Annotated in this window: 16 protein-coding genes; 6 read left to right on the forward strand and 10 right to left on the reverse strand. The window is 39.5% G+C overall.

Translation table 11 applies throughout. The annotated features are described in order from the left end of the window. Positions 1-9: 9 nt before the first annotated feature. Positions 10-2,106, reverse strand: coding sequence for a TonB-dependent receptor plug domain-containing protein (locus tag H6G18_RS12505; RefSeq protein WP_190407424.1), 2,097 nt, complete (start codon positions 2,104-2,106; stop codon positions 10-12). Between the two features lie 346 nt (positions 2,107-2,452). Here H6G18_RS12505 and H6G18_RS12510 point away from each other — a divergent pair, with 346 nt between their 5' ends. The 3 genes from H6G18_RS12510 to H6G18_RS12520 all read left to right on the forward strand — a co-directional run bounded on the left by H6G18_RS12510 (position 2,453) and on the right by H6G18_RS12520 (position 4,059). Then, a complete protein-coding gene (locus H6G18_RS12510; RefSeq protein ID WP_242040290.1) occupies positions 2,453-3,262 on the forward strand; it encodes an S-layer homology domain-containing protein in 810 nt (269 codons plus the stop codon). Positions 3,263-3,407: 145 nt separating this feature from the next. After that, positions 3,408-3,644, forward strand: a complete 237-nt coding sequence (locus H6G18_RS12515) for a hypothetical protein (RefSeq protein ID WP_190407425.1) — start codon at positions 3,408-3,410, stop codon at positions 3,642-3,644. Then, positions 3,634-4,059 (forward strand): type II toxin-antitoxin system VapC family toxin, encoded by a 426-nt coding sequence (locus tag H6G18_RS12520; protein ID WP_190407426.1) that lies wholly within the window; start codon positions 3,634-3,636, stop codon positions 4,057-4,059. Before H6G18_RS12515 ends, H6G18_RS12520 begins: the two co-directional genes overlap by 11 nt. An 80-nt stretch (positions 4,060-4,139) precedes the next feature. Here H6G18_RS12520 and H6G18_RS12525 read toward each other — a convergent pair whose 3' ends face one another. After that, positions 4,140-4,796 carry a glutathione S-transferase family protein gene (locus H6G18_RS12525; protein WP_190407427.1) on the reverse strand — a complete coding sequence of 219 codons (657 nt, stop codon included), beginning with the start codon at positions 4,794-4,796 and terminating at the stop codon, positions 4,140-4,142. 138 nt (positions 4,797-4,934) lie between these two features. Here H6G18_RS12525 and H6G18_RS12530 point away from each other — a divergent pair, with 138 nt between their 5' ends. Further along, a complete protein-coding gene (locus H6G18_RS12530; protein ID WP_190407428.1) occupies positions 4,935-5,285 on the forward strand; it encodes a hypothetical protein in 351 nt (116 codons plus the stop codon). Positions 5,286-5,674: 389 nt separating this feature from the next. On the opposite strand, the gene H6G18_RS12535 is transcribed toward H6G18_RS12530, so the two are convergent. The 3 genes from H6G18_RS12535 to H6G18_RS12545 form a co-directional block, all read right to left on the reverse strand. Next, positions 5,675-5,911 (reverse strand): DUF4327 family protein, encoded by a 237-nt coding sequence (locus H6G18_RS12535; protein ID WP_011319422.1) that lies wholly within the window; start codon positions 5,909-5,911, stop codon positions 5,675-5,677. A 1,211-nt stretch (positions 5,912-7,122) separates the two neighbouring features. Continuing rightward, positions 7,123-7,530: a 30S ribosome-binding factor RbfA gene (gene rbfA / locus H6G18_RS12540; protein ID WP_190407429.1), complete on the reverse strand. Its 408-nt coding sequence runs from the start codon at positions 7,528-7,530 to the stop codon at positions 7,123-7,125. Positions 7,531-7,701: 171 nt separating this feature from the next. Continuing rightward, complete coding sequence (locus H6G18_RS12545; protein ID WP_190407430.1) at positions 7,702-7,908, reverse strand: DUF751 family protein; 207 nt, start codon at positions 7,906-7,908, stop codon at positions 7,702-7,704. 160 nt (positions 7,909-8,068) lie between these two features. Here H6G18_RS12545 and H6G18_RS12550 point away from each other — a divergent pair, with 160 nt between their 5' ends. Then, a complete protein-coding gene (locus H6G18_RS12550) occupies positions 8,069-8,902 on the forward strand; it encodes a DNA adenine methylase (protein ID WP_190407431.1) in 834 nt (277 codons plus the stop codon). Here the strand turns inward: H6G18_RS12550 and H6G18_RS12555 are convergent. The 3 genes from H6G18_RS12555 to H6G18_RS12565 form a co-directional block, all read right to left on the reverse strand. Further along, positions 8,889-9,368, reverse strand: coding sequence for a PD-(D/E)XK nuclease superfamily protein (locus H6G18_RS12555; RefSeq protein ID WP_190407432.1), 480 nt, complete (start codon positions 9,366-9,368; stop codon positions 8,889-8,891). The genes H6G18_RS12550 and H6G18_RS12555 overlap by 14 nt on opposite strands. A 291-nt stretch (positions 9,369-9,659) precedes the next feature. Next, positions 9,660-10,874 carry a HetZ-related protein gene (locus H6G18_RS12560; RefSeq protein ID WP_190407433.1) on the reverse strand — a complete coding sequence of 405 codons (1,215 nt, stop codon included), beginning with the start codon at positions 10,872-10,874 and terminating at the stop codon, positions 9,660-9,662. 371 nt (positions 10,875-11,245) lie between these two features. Further along, entirely contained in the window at positions 11,246-11,905 is a 660-nt protein-coding gene (locus H6G18_RS12565; protein ID WP_190407434.1) for an L-threonylcarbamoyladenylate synthase, read from the reverse strand. Positions 11,906-12,158: 253 nt separating this feature from the next. Here H6G18_RS12565 and larC point away from each other — a divergent pair, with 253 nt between their 5' ends. After that, a complete protein-coding gene (gene larC, locus H6G18_RS12570) occupies positions 12,159-13,436 on the forward strand; it encodes a nickel pincer cofactor biosynthesis protein LarC (protein ID WP_190407435.1) in 1,278 nt (425 codons plus the stop codon). A 72-nt stretch (positions 13,437-13,508) separates the two neighbouring features. Here the strand turns inward: larC and H6G18_RS12575 are convergent, their stop codons facing one another. Both H6G18_RS12575 and H6G18_RS12580 read right to left on the reverse strand, forming a co-directional pair. Further along, positions 13,509-14,045, reverse strand: a complete 537-nt coding sequence (locus H6G18_RS12575) for a hypothetical protein (RefSeq protein WP_190407436.1) — start codon at positions 14,043-14,045, stop codon at positions 13,509-13,511. A 78-nt stretch (positions 14,046-14,123) separates the two neighbouring features. Next, a complete protein-coding gene (locus H6G18_RS12580) occupies positions 14,124-14,690 on the reverse strand; it encodes a DUF6658 family protein (RefSeq protein ID WP_190407437.1) in 567 nt (188 codons plus the stop codon). Between the last annotated feature and the right edge of the window lie 359 nt (positions 14,691-15,049).

Raw genomic sequence — 15,049 nt, forward strand, 5'->3', positions numbered from 1 at the left:
TAAGTTTTGTCAAATACTGGAACTTAAACCTACACGAAAAGTAAACCCAGGACTGTAAATTCGATTAACTCTCTCATATTGTTCACCTAGTAAATTTTCTAAGTAAACTGTGAGTCCTAGAGTTTGAGTTAAAGGGATGCGACCACTCAAATCTAAATTTACAAAAGATGGGACAAAATCTGTAGTTGTTTCACCTGGTCTATTGAAAAAGGCTCGACGAGCGCCGCTATTGTAGGTAACATACAGGTTAGCCTGCCATCCTGAGTTTTGATAACCTACACCAGTTTGCAATACAGAGTAGGGAATCATACCCAACTGTAAACCTCTTTCTGAGCCTGTTTTGATTTGGGCATCTGTATAAGTGTAGTTAAGAAAAGTTGACCAGTTAGGAGTTACCCTCAATTGCAGTGCTGCTTCTAAACCATTGGTATCTACTAAACCAATATTTGCCCATCTTCCAGCGACAATTCCCAAACGATTATTCAGACTGCTACCAAAGTAGGTAAACTGTCCTGTTAAATTGTCTGCTAACTTGATATCTACTCCCGCAGTCCAAGAAGAGCCAGTTTCTGGTTCTAAATCTGGGTTCGGCTCCCAACCATGAACTGTATCATAAATATATAGCTGGTCTAAACCAGGATTACGCTGTCCTCCTGCCCAACTACCACGCATAGCAATTAATGGTGTGATAGCGTAGCGTAACCCCATGCTAGGGTTGAGGTAATTACCAAACTGCCCATCAAAACTTTGTCTGAGTCCTAAATCTAATTGAAAACTATTACTGAGATTCCATGTATTGACGGCGAATAAGGCTGTATTTAGTACGTTTCTATTTTCAGTTTCGTTAAAAGCAATCCGATTAGGACTAGAGCTTAAAACATCACCATTTAAATTAGTATTTTTTAAATCTAATCCCCAGCGTAATTTATTATTGGGGGTAATTTTCCAATCATGATCTATTCTAGTTGTGAATTGTTGTGTATCTAAAACGCCTGTACGATAAAATTCTCTCCCTGCAAAAACTGTAGGGCCGTAGGTGCTGAAATAATTCTGATTGTAACCTAATGTAGTAGTGAGATTGGAGTTTTCCCCATTACCGAGGCGAGCTTTCCAAGATAAACCAAGATTTAATCCATCATGGTCTAGTCTGTCTCTTTGTAGGGGAAAACCAAAGTAAACTAAACCTCTACGACTGCTGAGTTTAGTAACATCGAAATTTAAAGAGTTTCTTTGATTTAAATCTAAGCTAATACTACCAAAATAAGTACTGGTTGCTGTATCTGCATTTGATAAAAAACCTTGAGAATCACGATTTGCTGCACCTACAGGTACACGATATCGATTATCTATAAAGAATCTTTCAAAGCTAAAGTTATATCTAGCAGCACCCACTGTACCGCCATAACTAAACTGTTGATTATTTAAATTTAGCGAGCCAAATTCTATACTACTTGTCAGTCTGGGTTGTGCGTAACCTTCTTTAGTGATGATATTCACCACTCCTCCAAAAGCTGAGGAACCATATAAAGCCGAGGTGACACCGCTAGATAATTCGACTCGCTCAATCGCTTCTACAGGAATGCTATTGAGATCAGTTGCACCATGATATGTGTTGACATCGTTATTAATGCGCCTACCGTTGATGAGGAATACAGACTGATTAATTGAGGCTCCCCGATAATAAGTACCTGTATGAATATCGGCACCATGACCAACATCATTAACGGCAAAACCAGGCATTCTTTTCAATACATCAGCAACACTGGTAGCACCTTGTTTTTGAATTTCTTCTTTGTCAATAACGTGAGTGGGAGTAGATTGGGGTAGGGTTTCTGGTTCGGCGATCGCTTCTATGGTAATGTCTGCATCATCACTAGCATTGTCTTCGGTTTCTGGCTGTTGATCTGGTTGATTTTCCTCGTCTAATTCATCTGGTGGAGATTGAGTTAATAATTCAGCACGAGTTGTGGGTAGAGTAATTTCACTCAAATAAGGAATATCTGAATTTACTGTTTTTAAGTTAATTTCTGTATCATTACCCAACGCCGGCAATGCTAACAGTACCCCAGGAAAGGCAACTGGCAACCAAAAGAAGCTCTTTTTCACTTTATTTCACACCAAGTAGTAACTATCACTCAGTGTTATTGTTACTATTTTTGTAAAGTTGTGTCAAAAGACACCTTGTCATATTTGTCTTAAATAGGCAGACATAATGATTGCACTGCGTGTGTTAGTTCTCAGTTGTCAACCAATTTCAGATTTACTGTACTTACGAATAACAATCAATCTTATACCGATTCAAAACTTAAAATTAATAAAATGGGGATTGGTCGGGGTTTGGGGTTTTGCATATTTTTGCCAATCCATACATATCTTTGAGGATAACAAATAAAATACTTTTTATACTCCGTTGAGGTAGAGAACTAGGAGAAAAATGATGATGTATCTCAAAATGCAATTTGTTTCAAAAATAGTCGGTTCTACAGTTATAGCCCTGGTGTTACTGGGATCTGGTGATTCATCTATTGCAAAATCACCACAGCTAGTAAAAACTAATTTTTTAGTAAGTGACAAACAACTTGATAACTCGTTTTGGAGTAATCACAGTGACATTAGTCAATTAAAATCATTGACTTTTACTGATATTAGTGGCGTTCGTGGTGAAAAAGAGATTCAGCAACTAGCTGAACTAGGGGTATTGGAAACTACTTCTAGTGAGTTTCAACCATTAGCATCCATCACTCGTGGTCAGTTTGTGGTTTGGCTGCTCAAGACCTATAACAAGCTACATCGGGAGCCAATTCGCCTACCGCAAGGTACATTATCAGCTTTTCCTGATGTACCTTCCTCTCACCCTCATTTCACCTTTATCCAAGCTGCTCACGATGCTGGTTATTTAGCCGGGTTTGAGGATGGCAACTTTAGACCTGACGAAGTCTTGACACGAGAACAGATGATTGTCCTTAAAACACGCTTAGATACCAATGTTGCCCCAAGTACTCGTTCACCTAATAATCTTCGCAATTTTATTGGCAAAACAAAAGGGTTTACTGATGCCAATCAAATCAGTGAACGGTATCTCCTACACATTGCTTTTGATTTAGGAAATGGTGCCAGTAACTTTAACTTTGCTCGTGTCTATGGCAAAACTCGAATTTTTGCTCCGCAAAAAGCGGTGACACGAGCTGAAGCTGCGATCATTCTTTCTCGGTTCCGTAAAGGTGGGACAGTAGAGCGATCGCTTCAAAGAAGAAGCCGTTAAACAATTCCAAAGTGCATAATAACGGGATAATTTTACGGCGCTGCGTATATAAAGCTTTGCTAAACTCAACCAAGAAACGCGGTATGAATACAGACGATCGCTACACAAGCGCATAGTATAGATATGATTCATTCCGGACAAAAATATGGGAGAAAAAACGATTACGGCTGTATTTGATGGTAAAGCGTTTTATGTTCAAGAAACGATCGCTCTGCCAGTTAATACCCGTGTACGCTTGAGTATAGAAGTTTTACCATCACAAGCCCAAGCAACAGTATCATTTTTAGCAACAGCGCGATCGCTCCAACTCCAGGGGCCTGCTGATTGGTCTACTGATATCGACAAATATTTGTACGGTCAGGAAATTAGGCATGAAATCTGAAGTATTTCTTGATACCTCTTTTGCCATCGCCTTAGCAGCACCTAGCGATCGCCTACATCAACAAGCTGTCTATTTATCTCAGTTATTAGACGAAGCCGGTACACGCTTAATTACCACACAGACAGTGATGTTGGAAATTGGCAATATATTGTGTCAACAACCACATCGTCATGAGGCGATCGTTCTGTTAAATTCCTTGGCAGTGGATCCTAAAGTAGAAATAGTCCCCCTATCTCAAGAACTATATGACAGAGCTTTCCAGCTATACTGCGAAAGCCCTGATAAGGAATGGGGATTTATTGATTGCGTGTCTTTTATTGTAATGCAATATAGTGGAATTACGGAAGCTCTAACTGCTAATGAGCATTTTCAACAGGCAGGATTCCGCGCCTTACTGCGAGAAGTTTTTCCATGACTAGCTATTAATTGTAGGGTGTAGGAGGAGATGAGGGAGAATGAAAATTAACTTTTTCACTCACCACTCAGAACTCATAATCAAAAACGACGTTCCAGAATTGCCTTGATATTGGGGATAGCAGCTGCAATGGAGGCAAAATCTGGAGTCGTTTTTTGCCAACTTTCCCGTTCCTCTAGTCTTTCTGCCCATGCTAACAAACGCGGGTAATCATCCAACGAGAACCCAAACAAAGGTAAAGATGGAATCAGTGTACCTGCAACCACTTCTGCTAGTGTAAAATCTTTGCCGACGAAGTAAGTCTGCTCTCCCAGAAGAGTTTCATAAAACCGTAAAATTTTTGTTACAGTCTCCTGAGCCAATTCTAATTTTTTAGCATCCGTATCTAATTCGACTAATGGCCTAGTCAGGATCAAAGTAGCAGGCTGAAGCTCATTCACCGTGATCATTTCTACCATACGAACGGTAGCGATCGCCCCAGGTTCACTAGGTATCAGTGCAGGAGTAGGATACTTCGCCTCTAGATAATCCAAAATTGCCAACGATTCCACCACACGTAAGCCATCATCCACTATAACTGGTACACGCTGGAGGGGATTAATCGCAGTGAATTCCTCTTGAAATTGATCCCCATTGAGATTTAACAATAATAGTTCAAAAGGAATTTGTTTTTCCAGTAAAGCTACCCAAACTCGACGAGCGTTAACAGAGATGGGATTGTAGTAAAACTTTAGCATCGCAATCCTAAGTTACAAACTACGCTCTTAACTATAAGGCTCATGGTCTACCCTAAATCCCAGTGATGAGAAATTGTTGACTACTGATTCCAGTAACATAGGTAGAGGTAATAATCAATCAGTTTCGATCACAAGCTTATGTCTTCTACTCCTCTCATGCTGAACCTAGTTGAAGGTTCGGTATCTTTCAGTTTTTCCCCCCAGGCGGCGCGGGAATTAAAGGCAGCAATTGATCAATTGATGGAGCGTCTGAGGACTGTTAGCACTAAACCAGCTTCAGGTGGTAGGGTTACTCCCCAACCTCCACTAGAATATCGTCACACTGGCGAGGTCTTTTTAGAAATTTTCTGCAATCCTAATATCTGGCCTACCCCTTTTGCCGCCAAAGTGCTACTCACAGTCCGCGATGTCAGTATTCGTTTGACTACAGAAGCTGAACTAACACGAGTGATTGAAGATGTTAACCAGTATTTAGAGCAGGTGGGGTAGGGTTTCTAATCTAGAAAACATGAAGTTTTCATGAACAAGTTAGAATTTGTCAGTCAGCAATACTTAACTCTAGAGTGGCGCTGATGCAAATGCTCTCTGAAAAATTACCGGAGCAGTTTACAACGAAAAACCGCCCCGGTCAGATAATTTAAATAAGTTAATCAAGTTATTACGCAGGATTTACACAAAAGCTTGTTTTTTAGGTGTTCGTTAAATTGGAAAACTTGTAGAAAACGGAAAATAAGGAGAAATAGAGGATTCTGGATCGGGAAGGAGCTATTAAAACCAGAGATTGTCCCTCAGCTTGGGAAATGAATCTTTTGTAGTCAAATCCAGTCATCCAAAAATAAACTCCCAATCCAAAATCACGGGTAATTATGAATTTTGGATTAGTCGTTGTCCCATTGTTCTCGACCGATGAGGTCGCCAATGCGATCGCGTAATAAGAAATCACATTTCTCTAACTCACACTCTACACAAACCCACTCTCTAGCAGGAATGTATTGGCAGAGTGTATAGATAGGCTGTTGTCTGCTGACCATTCCTTTTTCTACTAGTCGCCGTGCTTCGTCCTGAATTACGTCTAGGGAGTAGTAATTGATAGAGGGCACCGTATTCACACTCATGGTTTTTACTCACAAATTTACACTTAAGATAGTGTTCCCACTAAATTATCGGGAACAAACATGACAGGGATTGGACTTGCGCTTAGGGTTTTGTATTTTGCTATACGGAACTATTTTCATTTTGACGCTAGACATCCTCAAATAATTTAAAGAAATGTTAAGTTTGTCAAAATTTCCTGACATTGTGCCTATAAGCATCACACAATAAGGTATCGAGTTTACTAATGTAATTTGTTGAACAATTCATAGTTAATGAGGTTCAGCAACATGAGAGACTTTTACCATATCTGCTTTTAGACATTTTTTGGTGGACGATAATAGTTCATAGAGCCAGATAATTGAGGTGGTGAATCATCGAATTCCAAGCATTTCTAGAAACGCTGGATTAAGCAAAACCAACAGTTATAGCGGAAATTACAGTATAAACTGTTGCGTAGCCAAGGCTACCGTACACTAGGAAGACTTAAAAAGTACCATAAGTTAATAATTTCTTAAAGCAACCTGTCATTCATAAATTGATGAATTTTATCTGGACTAATTTATTCTTTAAGATCAACATCTGTCACAGTTTGAGATGGCATCCCTCTAGAGTAACAGTAGCCAGATAAAGACATATCCCACTTACGACGTAGCTAGAAATCATGGATTGTTACAATCATGACTCAAGTCATAATTCCATGACATCTATTTACGTAAGTAAATTTCATCATAATTATGAATTTTTGTTAAACATAAGGATTTTTCCTGTCAGTGAAGTTGTGGAGACCGAAAATAGCAGGCTTTGTGTCCAAATCGTAACATTACTGACCATTACAGTCTTAGGGGTTCTCACCCCCGATAAAGGGGGGTGGGAAATTTTAGATTTTGTAGCGTGTCGGAGACAAAAGTTCTTTAGGCGAATTTCCCACCGCAGGAACGCCACTTTCGACAACGGAGGGAACCCCAGCAACGGAGTGGCTCAACTTTTTAAGACGGATTTTGGATTGAAAAATCTACAATTGAAGGGTAAATGGTTAAGAGTGTTAACTTGGATTGCGAATTAGATATGAACAAATTTAAACAGACGTAATAGAGTCACGTCTGTCAAATGTTGGCTGATTCTTCGGAGATTCATTGTTCTCTGGTGACATTGTGGCAGAGGTTACAGGAACAAGTGGTGAGTACTGAGTAAAAAACACTCATCTGCCATCCCCAGTCCTCAGCCTCTAAAATTACTCGTCATCTTCATCTAAATAGTCATCTGTGGCTGGTACATCGTCAAGCGATCGCGCATTCTCAAGTTTGTTCAAGAGCGATAGTACTTTTGTTCCTCTTTCTATTGAACGGTCTTCGATGAAAGTTACTTCGGGAGTGCGACGTAACCTTACCCGCGCCCCTAATTCGCTACGGACAAAACCGGTGGCTGATTTTAATCCAGCCATTGTTTCTGCTTTCGCGTCTTCTGTACCATATATACTGACATAGATTTTGGCGTGTTGCAGATCCCCAGAAACATCTACATCTGTGACACTGACCATACCTGTACCAACACGATCATCTTTAATACCGTTAATTAGCATTTGGCTAACTTCCCGTTTAATCAATTCAGCAACACGGGAGACGCGGCGATTTGTAGCCATAAAAACTTTTCCTCCTCACAGAGGTTGGACGACAACATAAATTTTATTCAGTTAGACAGGACAACATCGCTATGCAGAATCCAAAATTTAGAATTCAAAAGGCTTATCAAATAAGCTGTTTGTTGATTTCGTAGCTTGATTCCATCTACAGGTATAGTTGTATGTCCTAGTCTAGATTGTACCTAAGCCAAGCATGGCTCGTAATGTAAAAGTGATAAACGCCAAACCACCTACAAACAATCCCAAAACGGCGATTAGAGTGATAGGACGTTTTAACAGAGGGAATAGTGGCTCAAAGGTGTTTAGGAAAATGCCTAATACAATACTAATCAAGTAGCGGGGGTAGCGAAAAACGTTATCCCAAAATCCGTCAAACATTTTAATTGAAACTGCCTTCTTATATACTTAACGTTCATTGTGATTTACTTTATCAACATAATTGTAATATATGGCGCTAGAAAAATACTCAATTAATATAAAATATGGTTCGTTAGTTATATTTGCTATATTTAATAGCCTGTAGCGTATTTCCAGTGAGATGGTGAGCCAAATCCCCAAAGAAACTTGCCCACGTCCATTTTTAAAGTGGGCTGGGGGTAAAGGTAGGTTAATTTCACAATATCTGCCATATTTGCCCAAGAATTATCAGACTTACTATGAGCCATTCTTAGGTGGCGGTGCTTTGTTTTTTTATCTGCAACCGACCAAATCTATTTTAACTGATATTAATTCTGAACTAATTACTACTTATCGTTGTGTGCGCGATCGCGTTGAGGAATTAATTTCTCTTTTGAAAGAGCATAAAAGCAAACACGATAGAGATTATTATTATAGTGTTAGGGGAAAATTTGTAGATAATGAGTTAGAACAAGCGGCGCGATTTATTTATCTGAATAAAACTTGTTATAACGGTCTTTATAGAGTTAATTCTCAAGGTAAGTTTAACGTACCTTTAGGAAAGTATAATAATCCTAATATCTGTCAAGAAGATTTACTAAGAGCCACTTCAGCAGTACTTTCTACATCAGAAATTAAACAGACGGATTTTATAGATGTACTTAATTGTGCTACTAGCAGTGATGACTTCGTTTTTTTAGATCCACCATATTATCCTATCAGTAATACTAGTTATTTTACAGGTTATAGTAAAAATTCTTTTGGAGACAAAGACCAAGAACGGTTAAGAGACACTTGTGCAGAACTGGCAAGTCGAGGAGTTAAAGTAGTAGTATGTAACTCTGATTGTGAATTCATTAAACACTTGTATCAAGAAATAGGTTTTAATATTTATTATATTGAAGCAGCACGTTCAATTAACTCTAATACTAAAAAGAGAGGGATGATTAAGGAACTATTAATTACATCCTATTAAAAGTTTTATTTGCCCAAGCTATAAATCTATCTAGGGTATGTACTGCCAGTAGATTGTGATTAAAATTTACTTGTTGCCGTAACCATTTAATTGCCCCTTCTCTCATACCTTCACCCCCAATTACTACAATAGTTGGTGCTGGATAATATTCTTGAATATTCAAATTTAAATAAGGAAACTTTTCGTCAACAGAGCCTCCACTTTCTTGCCATTTACATTCGATAATTAATTCTGGTGGGTTTACAGGTAAGCCTACAACATAGAAATCAACTTTTAGTGATGTTTGATAAACTCCATTGCCAATATAAACTTGTTTAGCGTAGCGTTTTTTTAATAGGCTGGCATTGAGTAAATATTCTCTTGTAACATGATTTCCGATTTGAAAGTACTCATAGGCAGTGAGTATTGCTTCTACATTAGTTTCTAGAATCCTGCCTGACTGATTTGCCCTTGCACCCGGAGTCATGCTTATCCCCAATCATTTTATATCAACCCTGCTTATTTCAGGATTTCATGGAAGCAGGGGTAAATGATCGGTTACTTAATATGAATTTTCAATTGAGATTTCACAAGACTACATTTTAGTGCAATTGTACTAAAAAAGTCATGGGATGATGTGAAAAAAATAGAGGTTACGAGCTAGAGAAGAAAGAATTTTAATTTTAATTATGCAGTTGGATTTTGAGGGAAAATCTTGGTAATAACTTGTGTAACCAAGGGAATAAAACTGATTAAATTTAGAGATTTCGCTGAAAGTTTAGCCTGTTTGCATTTCAGTATGGCCGTTGCGGATAGCCCATGCTGTATCTAGTAGTTCAGTCCAGCGTTTTTGTAATTGTTTGGGGGTGCATTTTAGGGTTTTAGCGATCGCCTGATCACTATTCCTAGCCAACTTTAATTGTAGGAGTTGCTGTTGTTGCAAAGAGAGTGTACCCATCAAAATTTCCCATTGCTGGGCGGATAAACCCAACTTCTGTTCTAAACCTGCACCCAACCATTGATGAACTAATTGCCATTGGTGCTGTTTGGCAAACTTCTGCACATGATATTTAAAACGCTGTTGCAGGTAATCACGCTGACGGCTGGTAAGACCGAGAATTTGGTCAATTTCTGGTGCAGAAAGGTCTTGCAGCTTGAGGGTGAGGTAGTCAATACAGTCAGATTGTCCTTGAGATTCTAGATATTTGACCAATTCAGAGATGATGCGATCGCGTTCTGATTCTTCTGAAGGATCAAAATTAGTTTGGGCGATCATCTGTGATCGGATTTGTTGTACGGCCGAGTTACGCTGGTAAGATTCTGCTTCCTCACTTCTGGCAGATTCTACCGCCATTTCAATATCTACAGTTGTTTCTTGTGGCTGACGACGGGCAAAACCTTGAGCGCGTAAAATAACCAGTTGTTGATTATTACCACCAGGTAAGTTGATCCGGCGCTTGGCATACTGTTCAGTAAATGCCATATATTCTGCTAGTTGCAGCTGAGTACGTGGCGTATAATCTTCAGTCAGTTCATTTTCCCGACGGAAAGCTTTTATAGCTTCAATGTAAAACGCTTGGAGAAAATCTTCAATTAAGCTGTAACGACCATCAAACCCCAAATCTGAACCTGCGATCGTCACATGGCGGTAAACCATAGCGCCCAAACTACTATGTAATTCTACCCTTCCCTTTTGGGAACCTAGTTGATAGTAATGTAGACACTTTTGCAGACGATGGCGAGATAGAGTTAATTGCCAAGAGTGAACTTCACCAGATGTTTGAATCCGAGAACTTTTATCACATATACGATTTACTTCTTTGGCAATGCGTTGAGCCACAGCTTGTATACACTTAGATGATGCTTTGACTTGAGCTTGCATTTCTTGAGATAAAAATTGCATCAAAGTATCTGTAGCCGATACTTCCGAAGTGACAACGTTGCCAACAATAGCAGATGTAGAGACTGGTAGATTTACAAGGTTTAGTTTCATGTATTTTCCTGGGTTTGGTCTTGCACCTTAAATACAATGCACAAACAGTACCTGAAACCAGGTTTCACCGGAGAATCTTGGATTATTCATCCATCAAGACCTACTACAAGCACTGCTTATATATAAGACTGTACGCAATCGAAAAAAGTTACAGATAAGCTATTGTGTCGCTTTTTCCACTCGCAACCAAATCGAGGTTAACACACACATATTCGCTTTGCCTGCCAAATTGCTCAAAACCTTAATGTATCAAGAGCTACCATAATCTTCTAATCTCCACTTCCAGGACTGATCATTATGGCGATCCTGAAACTGGAGCCATTTTGTGACAATATTCCGAAATCGGCGAGAAAGCCTGTGAAGTTCGTTTCTTACACCCATGCTGTTACCGCTTCCCAACCTAATCCCCGCCTAGTAATCATTGGCTCATCTCCCGTCAGATCAAGAATTGTAGACACTTCATAAGTCGGTTCCTGCCCAGTATCTACAATGATATCGACTAATTTATCTACGCGGTCAAATAGCTCTACCCTTGAGGTGATGGAGTCTGAAACTATGCCGATTTTTCCATTATCTGCCTCATCTGGTGGCAGGTGTGCCGAAGTAGAAATAATCGGATTTCCCAAAGCTTCGAGTAATGCTAAACATACTGTATGATTAGGTACGCGAATTCCAGTGGTTTTACGCTTGGGACTTTGGACTAATCTGGGTACTAACTTGGTTGCAGGTAGTAAAAATGTGTAAGTCCCTGGTATTAGTCGCTTCATAATTCGGTAGGCTGTATCACTGACAAAGGCATAGGTAGCTACGTTTGACAGTGAAGGACATAAAAATGTCAGTGGTTTATCATTTGCTAACTGCTTGATTTGCCGCACTCTTTCCACCGCAGACTTGACATTTAAATCACAACCGATCGCATAAACTGTATCAGTCGGATAGAGCATAACCGCGCCACTAGAAAGCGCTGACTTTATTTCCTCTATTCTGCGACTCTGGGGATTATCAGGATGGACGGGGATAATTTTTGCCATAAAAGTTTGGGTTACTGAATGCTGAAATTGGGGAGTGGGGAGTAGGAAATAGGTTGTAAAATTAAGCGTTGCACATATTTACATACAGAAGCAATTGCTTAAACTGTAGATACATATTTTTACGAGCAAATCACGCTAGTTTGTACTTAATCATGCGTAATACTTAATTAGCTGTATTAATTACGAATTACGTAGGTGCAAGCCTTCTCTACGGTGGCGTTAGTTTAGCCGTAGGCTATTACAAATTATCTTTATGAACAAAATTGCTTACCTTCAATGTCCGACAGGGATTTCTGGTGATATGTGCCTGGGAGCCTTAGTTAGTCTGGGTGTTCCTGTGGAGTATCTCACAGAAAAACTCAATAATTTAGGGATTTCTCAGGAATATAAATTAAGAGCCGAACTGGTGCAAAAGAATGGTCAGGAGGCGACTAAGGTTCATGTAGATTTGCTGGAGCATCATCATCACCATGACCATGACCACCATCACGCAAGACACTTGCCGGAAATTGAGCAAATGATTTTGCAAGCTGGTTTACCAGCACAGGCTGAGGCTTGGAGTTTGGCAGTGTTTCGGCAATTAGCAGTAGCTGAAGGGGCTGTGCATGGGATTGCTCCTGAGAAGGTTCACTTTCATGAAGTAGGTGCAGTGGATGCGATTGTTGATATTGTTGGCACTTGCTTAGGCTTGGATTGGTTGGGTATTTCTAGTGATCATGCAGGATTCCCACTGCTGTATTGCTCGGCATTGCCCACTGGTGGAGGAACTGTGCGTGCTGCTCACGGAAAAATGGCAGTACCAGTACCAGCAGTTTTGAAGTTATGGGAAATGCGGGGTTGTCCAGTTTATAGCAACGGTATTGATAGGGAATTAGTGACACCAACTGGAGCTGCGATCGCCACTACTCTAGTCAGAGAATTTGGAGCGCCACCACCCATGACAATTAAACAGGTAGGATTGGGAGCCGGTACTATTAATCTACCTATTCCTAATATACTACGCCTATGGTTGGGTGAAAGTGCTAGTTTACAAGCCAATCTCACTGATTATGCTGCCAATAGCCCGATTCTGGAAACCATCTCTGTACTTGAAACTCAAATTGATGACTTAAATCCGCAAGCGATCGGTTATGTCTTTGAGGAGTTATTTGCTGCTGGTGCGCTTGATGTCTTCACCCAGCCTATAGGCATGAAAAAATCCCGTCCTGGGATTTTACTAACGGTTATTTGCCATCCAGATAACTTACTGGATTGCGAAGCTGTGTTATTCCGTGAAACAAGTACCTTGGGAATCCGCCGAAGCACCCAGCAACGCGCCATATTACAACGGGAATTTAAACAAGTAGAAACGAAATATGGCACAGTGCGAATTAAAGTAGCATGGCAAGGACAATCCCTAGAAAAAGTTATTACCAACGTACAGCCAGAGTATGAAGATTGTGCAGAATTAGCCCGTAAACACAAAATTCCCTGGCGGGAAATTCAGCAACTGGCGTTACAGTGTTGGTATCTGGAAAATCAAGATTTTTAGGACAATAGAGACGTTGCAATACAACGTCTCTCTGCGAAAATATTTAAATAGGAAGCCTTAACCTATTACGAATTAAAATGCGTTTTCAGTGGTTTGCTTCCCTTTTTTAGCCAAATCATCACCAGCATTCCGGGTATTTTCTTTGATATTTTCTACACCGCGCTGAGTGCCTTTAACAACGCCTTCGCGCACTTCTTCAGCAGAACTACCAATATCTTCGCCTAAGTTCTTCACCCGTTGACCTAAAGGTGTACCTTGGCGATAGTTTTCGACATATTCCTGTGGACTGTCAACACCCTTTTGTTCAACATTTTTCTTAGCGTTATCCCGTAAAGCCTTGGCCTTGGCTTCTGCTGTTTTTTCGCCAGCCTGTCCTCTAGGATCTACATCGCTAAAGTTGTTCATTCCTCCTTGAGGATTGTTGAGTGGATATTCTTTTGTGGGGTCATATCTTTCAGTATAAGCTGATTCAGCCTTTTGCTGTGGTGGTTGCCCCGCGATGGTGGGACTGTTACAAGCTTGTGTAAGTAGTAGGAAAAATCCTGCTAAAACAACTGTGAAAATTTTGAGGGGACGAAGATTTTGTAGCCAATCAATGACTCTTTTCATTCTATGACTCCTTGCTTTTTGTATCTCGATTAAACTTTGAATAATTTGAAGATTTCCAACTGCTAGTCAAAAATATTTCTATCTACCAACAGCAGGATTTTTTTGTAACTCAGGTCTGGAACTGGCTTCATCTCCCTTATCTTGTAAAAATTTGGAAGCCTCTTGCACTGATTCTTTAACAGTTTCCAGTCTTTCTTGAATGCGATTTCCTATGTTTGGTTCATTCTGAATCAAACCACCTGGTTTAGGCTGTTGGAAGTCTTCTTCTCGAATTAGTGGTAATTCCCCTTCTTTTTTGATTCTGCCTGCTGGTGTTTCTGCACCAGGATAGAGTAGTTCTGATTCTCTATTAGCAGCAATCAATAGTTGGGAATTGATTGGTAGACTTGCTTGATCACGTCTTTTTTGGGTTTCTGGGTTAGTAATTTTAGGGTCTGTAGAAAACCTAGAATTGACGTATTTATCTCCACCATTCTTATAAGGATTATTAGCACCACCAGCTTGTACAGCAGGATTTTTAGGATTTGCTCCTTGAGGATTTCCTTGACTACAAGCAGTACTAACTATTAACAATAGACCAGCCAAAAATACAGTTAAAATCTGGCGCAGTCTTAGTCTTTTCCATACACTCATTAAACCGTTCACCAGTTCCTCCTTTAATACATAGGAAACTTTTTTGCAGTGAGCAAAAGTTTAGTGCTTCTTGAGTTGACTAATTAGTTAACCAACAATTTTTAATATTAAAGAGTAAACGATTGCCTTACATCTAGCGTAAGTCACATGAATTTGAGGCAAGATGTGTAAATTTTCTCTAACTACAGAGAGAGAATGCTTAATATATCGCAATATTATTTGTAGTATTAAAATGCTAATAAATTACTAAAATAATCAAGTACTAAATCAATTTATGTCAGTCTTGAGAAAGATATTAAATTCTTACAAGTACTGTATTGAATTCTAAAAAATATATTTAACTAAAGTAATTTACAACTTATAAACATCCT

The organism is Anabaena subtropica FACHB-260 (assembly GCF_014697105.1).
GTDB lineage: Bacteria > Cyanobacteriota > Cyanobacteriia > Cyanobacteriales > Nostocaceae > Trichormus > Trichormus subtropicus.

What these genes read in the sequence shown, in the direction of transcription:
- H6G18_RS12520 (WP_190407426.1), top strand. Translation starts at nt 3,634, where the DNA reads ATGAAATCTGAAGTATTTCTTGATACCTCTTTTGCCATCGCCTTAGCA.
- H6G18_RS12565 (WP_190407434.1), bottom strand. Translation starts at nt 11,905, where the DNA reads ATGGCAAAAATTATCCCCGTCCATCCTGATAATCCCCAGAGTCGCAGA.
- H6G18_RS12555 (WP_190407432.1), bottom strand. Translation starts at nt 9,368, where the DNA reads ATGACTCCGGGTGCAAGGGCAAATCAGTCAGGCAGGATTCTAGAAACT.
- H6G18_RS12560 (WP_190407433.1), bottom strand. Translation starts at nt 10,874, where the DNA reads ATGAAACTAAACCTTGTAAATCTACCAGTCTCTACATCTGCTATTGTT.
- H6G18_RS12525 (WP_190407427.1), bottom strand. Translation starts at nt 4,796, where the DNA reads ATGCTAAAGTTTTACTACAATCCCATCTCTGTTAACGCTCGTCGAGTT.
- larC (WP_190407435.1), top strand. Translation starts at nt 12,159, where the DNA reads ATGAACAAAATTGCTTACCTTCAATGTCCGACAGGGATTTCTGGTGAT.
- H6G18_RS12515 (WP_190407425.1), top strand. Translation starts at nt 3,408, where the DNA reads ATGGGAGAAAAAACGATTACGGCTGTATTTGATGGTAAAGCGTTTTAT.
- H6G18_RS12510 (WP_242040290.1), top strand. Translation starts at nt 2,453, where the DNA reads ATGCAATTTGTTTCAAAAATAGTCGGTTCTACAGTTATAGCCCTGGTG.
- H6G18_RS12535 (WP_011319422.1), bottom strand. Translation starts at nt 5,911, where the DNA reads ATGAGTGTGAATACGGTGCCCTCTATCAATTACTACTCCCTAGACGTA.
- H6G18_RS12550 (WP_190407431.1), top strand. Translation starts at nt 8,069, where the DNA reads ATGGTGAGCCAAATCCCCAAAGAAACTTGCCCACGTCCATTTTTAAAG.
- H6G18_RS12530 (WP_190407428.1), top strand. Translation starts at nt 4,935, where the DNA reads ATGTCTTCTACTCCTCTCATGCTGAACCTAGTTGAAGGTTCGGTATCT.
- rbfA (WP_190407429.1), bottom strand. Translation starts at nt 7,530, where the DNA reads ATGGCTACAAATCGCCGCGTCTCCCGTGTTGCTGAATTGATTAAACGG.
- H6G18_RS12575 (WP_190407436.1), bottom strand. Translation starts at nt 14,045, where the DNA reads ATGAAAAGAGTCATTGATTGGCTACAAAATCTTCGTCCCCTCAAAATT.
- H6G18_RS12545 (WP_190407430.1), bottom strand. Translation starts at nt 7,908, where the DNA reads ATGTTTGACGGATTTTGGGATAACGTTTTTCGCTACCCCCGCTACTTG.